The 12,907-nt window shown below is 62.6% G+C and carries 9 protein-coding genes; 7 read left to right on the plus strand and 2 right to left on the minus strand.

The features are described from left to right. The first annotated feature begins 86 nt into the window (after positions 1–86). Both dnaK and dnaJ read left to right on the plus strand, forming a co-directional pair. Entirely contained in the window at positions 87–2,009 is a 1,923-nt protein-coding gene (gene dnaK, locus AOG28_RS11110; RefSeq protein WP_043333360.1) for a molecular chaperone DnaK, read from the plus strand. Positions 2,010–2,178: 169 nt separating this feature from the next. Further along, complete coding sequence (dnaJ, locus tag AOG28_RS11115; protein WP_043333362.1) at positions 2,179–3,330, plus strand: molecular chaperone DnaJ; 1,152 nt, start codon at positions 2,179–2,181, stop codon at positions 3,328–3,330. Between the two features lie 175 nt (positions 3,331–3,505). Here dnaJ and AOG28_RS11120 read toward each other — a convergent pair whose 3' ends face one another. Beyond that, positions 3,506–4,534 (minus strand): esterase-like activity of phytase family protein, encoded by a 1,029-nt coding sequence (locus tag AOG28_RS11120; RefSeq protein WP_054556440.1) that lies wholly within the window; start codon positions 4,532–4,534, stop codon positions 3,506–3,508. A 210-nt stretch (positions 4,535–4,744) separates the two neighbouring features. Between AOG28_RS11120 and dapB the strand changes: the two genes are divergently transcribed. The 4 genes from dapB to greA all read left to right on the plus strand — a co-directional run bounded on the left by dapB (position 4,745) and on the right by greA (position 11,069). Next, positions 4,745–5,551: a 4-hydroxy-tetrahydrodipicolinate reductase gene (gene dapB / locus AOG28_RS11125; RefSeq protein WP_043333367.1), complete on the plus strand. Its 807-nt coding sequence runs from the start codon at positions 4,745–4,747 to the stop codon at positions 5,549–5,551. A gap of 601 nt (positions 5,552–6,152) precedes the next feature. Next, positions 6,153–7,298: a glutamine-hydrolyzing carbamoyl-phosphate synthase small subunit gene (carA, locus tag AOG28_RS11130; RefSeq protein WP_054556441.1), complete on the plus strand. Its 1,146-nt coding sequence runs from the start codon at positions 6,153–6,155 to the stop codon at positions 7,296–7,298. Between the two features lie 67 nt (positions 7,299–7,365). Next, positions 7,366–10,596, plus strand: coding sequence for a carbamoyl-phosphate synthase large subunit (gene carB, locus AOG28_RS11135; RefSeq protein WP_054556442.1), 3,231 nt, complete (start codon positions 7,366–7,368; stop codon positions 10,594–10,596). Next, complete coding sequence (gene greA / locus AOG28_RS11140) at positions 10,593–11,069, plus strand: transcription elongation factor GreA (protein WP_043333374.1); 477 nt, start codon at positions 10,593–10,595, stop codon at positions 11,067–11,069. The genes carB and greA overlap by 4 nt, the downstream gene beginning before the upstream one ends. Before the next feature lie 269 nt (positions 11,070–11,338). Here the strand turns inward: greA and yhbY are convergent, their stop codons facing one another. Further along, complete coding sequence (gene yhbY, locus AOG28_RS11145; RefSeq protein ID WP_043333380.1) at positions 11,339–11,653, minus strand: ribosome assembly RNA-binding protein YhbY; 315 nt, start codon at positions 11,651–11,653, stop codon at positions 11,339–11,341. A gap of 279 nt (positions 11,654–11,932) precedes the next feature. Between yhbY and rlmE the strand changes: the two genes are divergently transcribed. Continuing rightward, entirely contained in the window at positions 11,933–12,556 is a 624-nt protein-coding gene (gene rlmE / locus AOG28_RS11150) for a 23S rRNA (uridine(2552)-2'-O)-methyltransferase RlmE (protein WP_225347478.1), read from the plus strand. Positions 12,557–12,907: the final 351 nt, after the last annotated feature.

Below are 12,907 nucleotides of genomic sequence, written 5' to 3' on the forward strand. Positions count from 1 at the left end.
CTAGAGAAACAAGTTCAGGCACCGACACAAGGTGCCGACATCCAGACTTATCTTTCAGGCTAGCAACAGATTCGAGGTATACGATTATGGGACGCATCATCGGTATTGACTTGGGTACTACCAACTCCTGTGTGGCAGTGCTCGACGGCGAGAAAACCAAGGTCATCGAAAACGCTGAAGGCGGTCGCACCACACCGTCCATCATCGCTTACACCGACGACAACGAGATTCTGGTCGGCCAGTCGGCCAAGCGTCAGGCAGTGACCAACCCGGAGAACACTCTCTTCGCGGTCAAGCGCCTGATCGGTCGCAAGTTCAAGGATGATGTGGTTCAGAAAGACATCAAGATGGTGCCGTACAAGATTGTCGAAGCCGACAACGGCGACGCCTGGGTGCAGGTGAAAGACAAGAAGATGGCACCGCCGCAGATCAGTGCGGAAATCCTCAAGAAGATGAAGAAGACCGCGGAAGACTACCTCGGTGAAGAAGTCACCGAAGCCGTCATTACCGTGCCGGCCTACTTCAACGATTCCCAGCGTCAGGCGACCAAGGACGCCGGCCGCATCGCGGGTCTTGACGTCAAGCGCATCATCAACGAGCCGACTGCCGCAGCCCTCGCCTACGGCATGGACAAGTCTCGTGGTGACAAGACCATCGCGGTCTACGACCTGGGCGGCGGTACCTTCGATATCTCCATCATCGAAGTCGCCGACGTCGACGGTGAGACCCAGTTCGAAGTGCTCGCCACCAACGGCGACACCTTCCTGGGTGGTGAAGATTTCGACATGCACCTGATCAACTACCTGGTTGACCAGTTCAAGGCAGACAGCGGTATCGATCTGTCCGGCGACAACCTCGCCATGCAGCGTCTGAAGGAAGCCGCCGAGAAGGCCAAGATCGAGCTGTCCAGCGCTCAGCAGACCGACGTGAACCTGCCGTACATCACGGCTGACAACACCGGTCCGAAGCACCTGAACGTCAAGGTGACCCGTTCCAAGCTCGAGTCTCTGGTCGACGACCTGGTCGCACGCTCCCTGAAGCCGTGCCAGACCGCGCTGTCCGACGCCGGCCTGTCCGCCTCCGAGATCGACGACGTCATCCTGGTCGGTGGTCAGACCCGCATGCCGCTGGTGCAGTCCAAGGTGGCCGAGTTCTTCGGCAAGGAAGCTCGCAAGGACGTCAACCCGGATGAAGCGGTCGCCGTCGGCGCCGGTATCCAGGGCGGCGTGCTGGGCGGCGACGTCAAGGACGTGCTGCTGCTGGACGTGACCCCGCTGACCCTCGGTATCGAGACCATGGGTGGCGTGCTGACGCCGCTGATCGAGAAGAACACCACCATCCCGACCAAGAAGTCTCAGGTGTTCTCCACCGCTGACGACAACCAGGGCGCGGTGACCATCCACGTCCTGCAGGGTGAGCGCAAGCAGGCTGCGCAGAACAAGTCTCTGGGTCGCTTCGACCTGGCCGACATTCCGCCGGCACCGCGCGGTGTGCCGCAGATCGAAGTCGCCTTCGACCTGGATGCCAACGGTATCCTGAACGTGTCCGCCAAGGACAAGGCGACCGGCAAGGAGCAGTCCATCGTCATCAAGTCTTCCGGCGGCCTGTCCGACGACGAGATCGAACAGATGGTGCGTGACGCGGAAGCCAACGCCGACGAAGACAAGAAGTTCGAGGAAATGGTCCAGCTGCGCAATCAGGCCGACGGCATGATTCACGCGACCAAGAAGACCCTGACCGAAGCCGGTGACAAGGCCGAAGCCAGCGAGAAGGAAGCCATCGAGACGGCGATCTCCGAGCTGGAAGAAGCCCTGAAAGGCGACGACAAGGATGCGATCCAGGCCAAGCTGGATGCACTGACCGAAGCGTCCGGCAACCTGGCGCAGAAGCTCTACGCCGAACAGGGCGCCCAGGGTGAGCAGGCTGCCGAAGGTCAGGCTGGCAAGAAGCAGGACGACGACGTGGTTGACGCCGAGTACGAGGAAGTCAACGACGACAAGAAGTCCTGAGGGATTTCTTGAACGACGTCTGATGACAGCGCGGGAGCCTTGTGAAGGTGTCCCGCGTTGTCGTTTGCATCGGTGGCGCCTTGCGCTAGCCGCGAGCCACCGGTGACAACCGGCATTCCAGAACAGACCGGCAGCCTCAGGCTGCCAGCAATCCAGGCGGACCTGATCCATGTCCAAGCGTGATTATTACGAAGTGCTTGGTGTCGAGCGTGGCGCCGACACCAAGGACATCAAGAAGGCGTACCGACGCCTGGCCCAGAAGCATCACCCGGACCGCAACCCGGATGATGAAACTTCGGCCGAGAAGTTCCGTGAAGTCTCTGAAGCCTACGAAGTGCTGTCCGATGCTGACAAGCGCGCCGCCTATGACCAGTTCGGTCATGCCGGTGTCGATGGTCAGGGCGGCGGTGGCTTCGGTGGCGGCGGCTTTGGCGGTGGTGGTGCCGGCGGCTTCGGCGATGTGTTCGGCGATGTCTTCGGTGACATCTTCGGTGGCGGCGGTGGTCGTCGCAACCCGAACGCTCCGCAGCGCGGCAGCGACCTGCGTTACAACCTGGACCTCGATCTGGAATCGGCGGTTGCCGGTACCACGGTCGATATCCGCGTGCCGCGTCTGGCGGCCTGTGGCCACTGCGATGGCGATGGTGCCGAGCCGGGTTCCAGCAAGGAAACCTGCCCGACCTGCAATGGCATGGGCAAGGTGCGCATGCAGCAGGGCTTCTTCGCGGTCGAGCAGGCGTGTCCGACCTGCCACGGTCGTGGCGAGAAGATCAGCGTGCCGTGCCGCAAGTGTCACGGCGAAGGCCGCGTCCAGGAATCCAAGACCCTCTCGGTCAAGATTCCGCCGGGCGTCGACACCGGCGACCGCATCCGCCTGAACGGCGAAGGCGAGGGCGGTGTCAACGGCGGGCCGTCAGGTGATCTGTATGTGCAGGTCAACCTGCGCGAGCACGAGATCTTCAAGCGCGATGGTCGTCACCTGCAGTGTGAAGTGCCGATCAGCTTCGTCGATGCGGCGCTGGGCGGTGAGCTCAACGTGCCGACCCTCGACGGACGTGTCGTGCTGAAGATTCCGGCCGAGACCCAGACCGGCAAGCTGTTCCGTCTGCGCGGCAAGGGCGTCAAGCCGGTGCGCGGCGGCCCCGCCGGGGACCTGCTGTGCAAGGTGGTCATCGAGACCCCGGTCAGCTTGAATGAAGAGCAGAAGGAGCTGTTGCGTCAGTTCCAGCAGAGCCTCGGTGATACCGGCAAGAGCCATTCACCGAAGGAGAACAGCTTCTTCGATGGCGTGAAGAAGTTCTTCGAAGACATGAAGCCCTAGGCATTCGCCTTGCCGTCCGCGGGCCAGCCCGTGGATGGCCTTCATGCCAGAGAGCCCCGCATTCGACTTGTCGAGTGCGGGGCTCTCGCGTTTCAGGCTCGGTGGCTCATTCTGGTAACTCGGACCAGTGGCTCAGTCCAGCAATTCAGCCCAGTAACACAGCCCGGGGGCATGGCTACTCCGGCGCTGATTCAGCCGTGAAGGCCTCGGGCTCGATGACGGCAAAGCAGCTCAGCAGCGTGGTCTGGAAGCTGCTGAAGTTGTCATCCGAGATCATCAGGAAGCGATTGCCTTCCAGGTGCGTCAGCCCTTCGAAGTTGTCCAGCGACCAGCCATCGCCGCTCGACAGGCGTGCCAGGGTGCGCACCTCGGCCTGGGTGCCGGGCTCGCCGAGATGCGCGCGGCGCAGACTGATCACCAGCGGGAAGGGCGGCGAGAAGGCGCGCTCCAGCATCAGCATGTCACCATCGGGCAGCATCTCCATCGCGGTCAGGCTCGAGCCGGTGTCGCTGGCCAGCGGGTAGCTCCACTCGTGCTTGTCGTCGAGGCTGAAGATGCGCGTCATGCCGTCGCTCATGCCTTCGGGTGTGGCTTCCAGCCCGGCGAGCATGCCGTATTCCGGGTGCAGGGTCAGGGCTTCCATGCCGTTGTTGGGCGCCGCGCCACGCGCACCCATCGGGGTGAAAGGCTCGCTGACGGCCAGGCCGCTGGGCAGGAAGTGCTCGACGCGTGGCTGCTGCTCGAAGCTGATCACCAGGCGGGAATCGCCGCGGCGCTCATTGTTCGCGCGCAGCAGCTGCAGGCCCTCGGCATCACTGAGGGCGCCGCGCAGCGAGACATCGGTCTCGTCGCGCAGGGTGTAGGTATTGAGCGCCTTGGCCCCGACCAGCTCACCGTGGCGGAAGGCGAGCCGCAGACGATGCAGCCAGCCGCGGTCCGACACGGCATACAGCAGTGACTCGTCCTGGTCCCAGCCGATGTCCGACAGGCCACCGACGGGGGTGTCATCCAGCCATTTGCCCGGCAGCCTGAGCGTGCCGCACCACTGGATTTCCGGGAACTCGCTCTTCTGTTCCGGCGATGCCAGCGTGTAGGGGCGCGGGTGAACGCCGCAGGCGCTCAACAGGCCGGCGAGCGCCGTGGTGACAGCGAGGGTCTGGAGCATGCGCCAGCGGCGCGAGGCGGGGGATTGGCGTGCAGGCATGCTGACTCCGGAGACTGAGCGGTGATGAGAAAAATGACGATCAACAGGAGACAACCTGGTACGAGGCTACTCTAGCGCGTAACCGGCACAAATACATGACGTCAGCCAACGCTGCAGGCGGCTGATATACTCGTGGCACAGCATAGGTGGCACGCTCGGGGCATGCTCGCGGGCGGTCACCCTCAAGACCCACAACAGGCAGGAGTCAGCATGACCCGTATCGCAATCATGGGCGTCGCCGGACGCATGGGACGCACGTTGGTCGAGGCCGTCGGTGCAGTGGAAGGTCTGACGCTGGCGGCGGGCATCGTCGAATCCGGCAGCTCCCTGGCGGGCGTCGACATCGGTGAGCTGGCCGGTCAGGGTCGTCTGGGCGTGGTCGCCAGCGACAGTCTGGCTGCCGTGGTGGATGACTTCGATGTGGTGATCGATTTCACCGCACCGCAGGTGACGCTGGCCAACCTGGCGCTGTGCGCCGAGCACGGCAAGCGCATGGTGATCGGCACGACCGGTTTCACGCCGGAGCAGCTCGAGCAGCTGGATGGCTACCGTGACAGCGTGCCCTTCGTGTTCGCGGCCAACATGAGCTCCGGCGTCAACCTGACCCTCAAGCTACTGGAAACCGCTGCGCGTGCCCTGGGCGATGCTGGCTACGACATCGAGATCATCGAGGCGCACCACCGCCACAAGGTCGATGCCCCCTCCGGCACGGCGCTGGCGATGGGCGAAGCCGTGGCACACTCCATCGGGCGTGATCTCGCCACCCATGGTGTCTTCGCTCGTGAAGGTCAGTGCGGCCCGCGTACCGACAAGGAAATCGGCTTCGCCACCGTGCGTGCCGGTGACATCGTCGGTGAGCACACCGTGATGTTCGCCACCGAAGGCGAGCGCATCGAGATCACCCACAAGGCGTCGAGCCGCATGACCTTCGCCAAGGGCGCGGCACGCGCGGCTGAATGGCTGTCAGGGCGCGAAGTCGGCCGCTATGACATGCAGGATGTGCTGGGGCTCAAGTGAGCGAAGTAGAGAGCAAAGTGGTGAGCGGAATGGAGAGCCAAGCGCTGAGATGACAGTCTGGCGACATTCAGGAGAATTTCTTGAAAGCTGTCTCGGTGGGCAGGATGCGGCGCACGCGTGAGCCATTCTGGCCGCCTTGCGCCGCTGGACTGCGTCGCTTTACAAGCGCTGTGCAGTGTCCCGGCTCGGCCAAGGGTTTCGTCAAGCTGACCGCGGCGACGAAACGACCGTATCGTGGGCCTTGTCGCCTGCTGGCGGGGCATGCGCGGGGTGGTCAGCACTCAAGGATTCCGGTAATCTCTACCCAATTTGGCCACGTTCTTGGCCGCCCTATTGGTTGCCGTTTTGGCAGCGCTCGGGCCAGCAGCATTCCGAAGAATGATAACAAGCGGGATGAAACCTGATTTTTCGGTTTCGTCCCGCTTTTTTGCAACCTGAATTTGCCGCTTCTGGCGCGCGTCTGTCCAGTGACAGGCATCTGGCAGAAGTCGGCAGCGGGACACAGGCTCGGCGAATGCCGAGCACGATAATCAAGCAGCATGTCCGGTGTTCGACCGCGGATTCCGGGCAGGAAAGTGGACACTATGGGGAGGACGTTGCGTTGATCAAACCCGCGATACTGGCCTTGGAAGACGGCAGTGTATTTCACGGCAGCGCCATCGGTGCTGATGGGCAGACCAGCGGCGAGGTAGTGTTCAACACTGCCATGACCGGCTACCAGGAAATCCTGACCGATCCCTCCTACACCCGACAGATCGTCACTCTGACGTATCCGCACATCGGCAATACCGGCATCAACGACGAGGACACCGAGTCCGACAGCGTCGCAGCCGCCGGCCTGGTCATCCGCGACCTCCCGCTGCTGGCCAGCAACTTCCGTTCCACTCGCTCCCTCGATCAGTACCTGCGCGACGAGAATGTCGTCGGCATCGCTGATATCGACACGCGTCGCCTGACGCGCATCCTGCGCGAGAAGGGCTCCCTGAACGGTGCCATCCTCGCCGGTGAAGATGCCCAGGGTGAGGACGCCGTGGAACGCGCGCTGGAAGCGGCACGCGCCTTCCCGGGTCTGAAGGGCATGGACCTGGCCAAGGAAGCCTCCTGCAGCGAGCAGTTCGAGTGGCACGAAGGCGAATGGACACTGGGCGAAGGCTACGCCGATACCCGTGAGTCCGAGCGTCCCTTCCACGTGGTCGCCTATGACTACGGCGTCAAGCACAACATCCTGCGCATGCTGGCCTCCCGCGGCTGCCGCCTGACCGTCGTGCCGGCGCAGACGCCTGCCGCCGAGGTGTTGGCGTTCAATCCGGATGGCGTCTTCCTGTCCAACGGCCCGGGCGACCCCGAGCCCTGCGACTACGCCATCACCGCGATTCGTGAAGTGCTCGAGACCGACACGCCGGTCTTCGGCATCTGCCTGGGTCACCAGCTGCTGGCACTGGCCTCCGGCGCGAGCACGGTCAAGATGGGCCACGGTCACCATGGTGCCAACCACCCGGTGCAGGACCTCGACAGCGGTGTGGTGATGATCACCAGTCAGAACCACGGCTTCGCAGTGGATGAGGCGGGCATGCCGAGCAGCCTGCGCGCGACGCACAAGTCGCTGTTTGACGGTAGCCTGCAGGGCATCGAGCGTACCGACCGCCCGGCCTTCAGCTTCCAGGGCCACCCGGAAGCCAGTCCCGGCCCGCAGGACGTCGCCCCGCTGTTCGATCGTTTCATCGAGATGATGCGCGCGCGACGCTGAGCCGAGCGCAGGCCCGAGGGCCTGATCCATCGTTGAGTTCAGTCACCAGATCATTGCGGGAAGAGACATGCCGAAACGTACAGACCTAAACAGCATCCTGATCATCGGCGCCGGCCCCATCGTCATCGGCCAGGCGTGCGAGTTCGACTATTCCGGCGCACAGGCCTGCAAGGCCCTGCGTGAAGAGGGTTACCGGGTCATCCTGGTCAACTCCAACCCGGCAACCATCATGACCGACCCGGTGATGGCCGATGCGACCTACATCGAGCCGATCACCTGGGAAACCGTGGCGCGCATCATCGAGAAGGAGCGCCCGGACGCCATCCTGCCGACCATGGGCGGCCAGACCGCGCTGAACTGTGCGCTGGCGCTGGAGCGCGAAGGCGTGCTCGAGCAGTACGGTGTCGAGATGATCGGTGCCAACGCCGACACCATCGACAAGGCCGAAGACCGTGATCGCTTCGACAAGGCGATGAAGAAGATCGGTCTGGCGTGCCCGAAGGCCAAGGTCGCGCACTCCATGGAAGAAGCCTGGGAAATCCAGGCCGAGCTGGGCTTCCCGTCCATCATCCGTCCCAGCTTCACCATGGGCGGTTCCGGCGGCGGCGTGGCGTACAACCGTGAAGAATTCGAAGAGATCTGCCATCGCGGCTTCGAGCTGTCGCCGACCCGCGAGCTGTTGATCGACGAATCGCTGCTGGGCTGGAAGGAATACGAGATGGAAGTCGTTCGTGACAAGAACGACAACTGCATCATCGTCTGCGCCATCGAGAACTTCGACCCGATGGGCGTGCACACCGGCGACTCCATCACCGTCGCCCCGGCCCAGACCCTGACCGACAAGGAATACCAGCTGATGCGTGATGCATCGCTGGCCGTTCTGCGTGAGATCGGCGTCGAGACCGGCGGCTCCAACGTCCAGTTCGGCATCTGCCCGGACACTGGCCGCATGGTCGTGATCGAGATGAACCCGCGCGTGTCGCGTTCCTCGGCGCTGGCTTCCAAGGCGACCGGCTTCCCGATCGCCAAGATCGCCGCCAAGCTGGCCGTCGGCTACACCCTGGACGAGCTGCAGAACGACATCACCGGTGGCAAGACGCCGGCGTCCTTCGAGCCGTCCATCGATTACGTCGTCACCAAGATTCCGCGCTTCACCTTCGAGAAGTTCCCGCAGGCCAATGACCGCCTGACCACGCAGATGAAGTCGGTCGGCGAAGTCATGGCCATCGGCCGTACCTTCCAGGAATCCCTGCAGAAGGCGCTGCGTGGCATGGAGACCGGCGTTGATGGTCTCGATCCGATCGTCGAGAACTTCAGCGACGAGAACATGGCGCGTATCAAGGGCGAGCTGCAGGCCGCCGGTGCCGAGCGTATCTTCTACATCGCCGATGCCATGCGTGCCGGTCTCGATATCGAAGAGATCTTCCGCCTCACCAACATCGACCGCTGGTACCTGGTGCAGCTGGCCGACCTGATCGCTCAGGAAGGCGCAGTGGCCGCAAGCTCGCTGGGCGAGATGGACGCTGATCGTCTGTTCCGTCTCAAGCGCAAGGGCTTCAGCGATGCGCGTCTGGCGCGTCTGATGGGCGTGTCCGAGAAGGCCTTCCGCAAGCACCGTCAGAAGCAGGGCATCCGTCCGGTCTACAAGCGCGTCGACACCTGTGCCGCCGAATTCGCGTCCGACACCGCCTACATGTACTCCACCTATGAGGAAGAGTGCGAGGCGGAAGTCAGCGACAAGAAGAAGATCATGGTGCTGGGTGGCGGTCCGAACCGTATCGGTCAGGGCATCGAGTTCGACTACTGCTGTGTCCACGCCTCCCTCGCCATGCGCGCGGACGGCTACGAGACCATCATGGTCAACTGCAACCCGGAAACCGTGTCCACCGACTACGACACTTCCGATCGCCTCTACTTCGAGCCGGTCACCCTGGAAGACGTGCTGGAGATCGCCGACAAGGAACAGCCGGTCGGTGTCATCGTCCAGTTCGGTGGCCAGACGCCGCTGAAGCTGGCGCGTGAGCTCGAAGCCGCCGGTGTGCCGATCATCGGCACCACGCCGGACGCCATCGACCGCGCCGAAGACCGCGAGCGTTTCCAGCAGATGATCGAGAAGCTCGGTCTGATCCAGCCGGAAAACACCACCGCGCGCAGCTTCGAGGAAGCCTTCGTCAAGGCCGAGGTCATCGGTTATCCGCTGGTGGTGCGCCCGAGCTACGTGCTGGGCGGCCGCGCGATGGAAATCGTCTACTCCGCCGCCGAGCTCGAGAACTACATGACCCACGCGGTCAAGGTCTCCAATGACTCGCCGGTGCTGCTGGACCACTTCCTGAACGCGGCCATCGAGGTCGACATCGATGCGGTGTCCGACGGCAAGCAGGTCGTGATTGGCGCCATCATGCAGCACATCGAGCAGGCCGGTATCCACTCCGGTGACTCCGCGTGCGCTCTGCCGCCGTACTCGCTGCCGGCAGACGTCCAGGAAGAGATGCGTGAGCAGGTCAAGCGCATGGCGCTGGAGCTCAACGTCGTCGGCCTGATGAACGTGCAGCTGGCCTGGCAGGATGGCGTGATCTACGTCATCGAGGTCAACCCGCGCGCTTCACGTACCGTGCCGTTCGTCTCCAAGTGCATCGGCCAGTCGCTGGCGCAGATCGCCGCACGCTGCATGGCCGGCCAGACCCTGGAAGAGATCGGTTTCACCCAGGAAATCGTGCCGACCTTCTACAGTGTGAAGGAAGCGGTGCTGCCGTTCGCCAAGTTCCCGGGGGTCGACCCGATCCTGTCGCCGGAAATGAAGTCCACCGGCGAAGTGATGGGCTCCGGCGATACCTTCGCGGAAGCCTTCTACAAGGCGCAGCTGGGTGCCGGTGAAGCCATCCCGACCCTGACTGGCGATCGCAAGGCCTTCCTGTCCGTGCGTGAGTTCGACAAGGCGGGCGTTATCGAGGTGGCCCGCTCTCTGGTAACATTAGGCTTTACGCTTTGTGCTACCCGTGGCACGGCAGAGGTGATCGCCGCTGCCGGCCTCGAGGTTGAACCCGTCAACAAGGTGTTCGAAGGGCGGCCGCATATCGTCGACATGATCAAGAACGGCGAGATCGCCTATATCGTCAACACCACAGAGGGACGTCAGGCCATCAATGACTCGTCCGTGATCCGTCGCACGGCGCTGGCGCACAAGGTGCCCTACGCCACGACGCTGGCGGGTGCCAATGCCGTGTGCATGGCGCTTGCCTACGGCAACGACGTCAAGGTCCGTCGTCTCCAGGATATGCATGCAGGAGTCATGATATGAGTAGAAGTCCGATGACCGTCGAAGGCGAAGACCGCCTTCGCAAGGAGCTCGAGCACCTAAAGGGCACTGAGCGTCCCCGGGTCATCGCTGACATCGCGGAAGCCCGTGAGCACGGCGATCTCAAGGAGAATGCCGAGTACCACGCCGCGCGTGAACAGCAGGGTTTCATCGAGGGTCGTATCCAGGAGATCGAGTCCAAGCTCTCCATGTCCCAGGTGATCGACGTCACCAAGTTGCCGAAGACAGGCAAGGTGATCTTCGGTACCACGGTCGACCTGATGAACCTCGATGACGATAGCGAAGTGCGCTATCGCATCGTTGGCGAAGATGAAGCCAGCATCAAGGACGGCAAGATCTCCGTCACCTCTCCGATCGCGCGTGCGCTGATCGGCAAGGAAGAAGGGGATGTCGTGGTCGTGCGTACCCCGGGTGGCGATGTGGAGTATGAAATCTCCGAAGTGCATCACATCTGAAGCACGTCACATCTGAAGTACGTTACATCTGAAGAGCATCGCCTCTGATTTGTCAGATCCTGATGTCGTGACAGCCCTGCCGGTAACCCCGGCAGGGCTGTTTTTTTGGCCCGCGGGCACGAAATCCTTTAGGCAGGCGGCTCCCATCGTCATCAGGTCGTGATTGTCAGCAACAGAAAACAGAAACGCCGCTCTCGATGAGGGCGGCGTTTCTGTCTGCGGCAGGCGTGGCGTGCGAGGTGAGCCTCGTCAGGCCTGGGCCCGGCGGCTTACTTCTCGCTGAAGCGCTGTACGTTCGACAGCTTCGGCTTGGCCTGCGGGTTGCGGCGATACAGCAGAGCGATCTTGCCGATGCTCTGGATCAGGGTCGCGCCGGTTTCGCTGCACAGGTGGCGAGCCACCTCGCCGCGCGCTTCGCGATCGTTGATCGCCAGCTTCAGCTTGATCAGTTCGTGATCGTGCAGTGCGCGCTCCAGTTCGGTCACGACGCCTTCGGAAAGGCCGTTTTCCGAGACGGTGACGATCGGGTCAAGATGGTGCCCGATGCTGCGAAATGCTTTCTTTTGTGACTGTGACAAGCTCATGGTATCGTAAAGTTTCCCTGTTGGCGTCCGATGGGAGCGGGGAGCGTAGCGAAAGACAGGGTCGACTCCAGGGCTTGAAATCCAGGGGTGTGAACCCGTCTGTTGCGCAGGCAATGTCTGTGCCCACGGGCGGAACCGCGCGCAGGACCCGCCATTCTACTCCATGACGACGCTCATGACACGACCCGTGCGCATGCTTGCCACGCCTTTCGTGTCGTCGTTATCCCCCGCGCTATCTCCCGCCAGTATTCGATTTTCCCCGACATTCCAGGTGACAACGTGGCTCACCCCAGCAAGAGCAGTGCTGGCTGGATGAAGGAACACTTTGATGACGCCTATGTCCAGCGCAGCTGGGCCGACGGTTATCGTTCCCGTGCCAGCTACAAACTGATTGAAATCGATGACAAGGACCGCCTGCTCAAGCCGGGCGCCACCGTCATCGACCTTGGCGCAGCCCCCGGTGGCTGGAGCCAGATCGCTGCGGACCGCGTCGGCATGGAAGGCGTGGTCATCGCCTCCGACATTCTCGAGATGGACGCCCTGGCCGGTGTCGACTTCATTCAGGGCGACTTCACCGAAGAGGCCGTGCTGAACCAGATTCTGGCCACCCTGGGTGACCGCCCGGTGGACCTCGTGATCTCCGACATGGCGCCCAACATGAGCGGCATGAGCGCGATCGATCAGCCTGCCGGCATGTATCTGGTCGAGCTGGCGCTGGATCTGGCGCGCCAGACCCTCAAGCCGGGCGGCAATTTCCTGGTCAAGGTCTTCCAGGGCGAGGGATTCGATGCCTATCTGAAAGACATGCGTGGCAGCTTCAAGAAGGTCGTGACCCGCAAGCCGGAAGCGTCGCGTGCACGCTCACGCGAAGTCTATCTGCTGGGGCAGGGCTTCAAGGGCTGACGAGACGGTCAGTGTCCTTGCATGCCGCTGCACGCGGCAGGCATCGGCTCGCGGTGGCGAGATTTCCACGTTGCTGGTCGCATGCTTCATCGCGGGTTAAGGCGAGCCATGCGATGCTCGTCCAGACTGGCGCCAATGTGTCCGGGCGAGTCGCAGCGCTGGCTGATGCAGGCTGTCTATCGGCGCAATAGTCCATTGTCGGGCTTTAAGCAATGGTTGCCAGCCCCCATCTGGTGTAGTGTCGATATCATTGGGTCTTGAGTACGATGGGCCAGTGACAGTTCGGTGGGTTTCAATGCCTTACCGATGCTGGCAGGCAAGTAGCACAATGCACGGCAAGCTTTGAGTGAC

It is taken from the genome of Cobetia sp. UCD-24C (assembly GCF_001306765.1).
GTDB lineage: Bacteria > Pseudomonadota > Gammaproteobacteria > Pseudomonadales > Halomonadaceae > Cobetia > Cobetia amphilecti.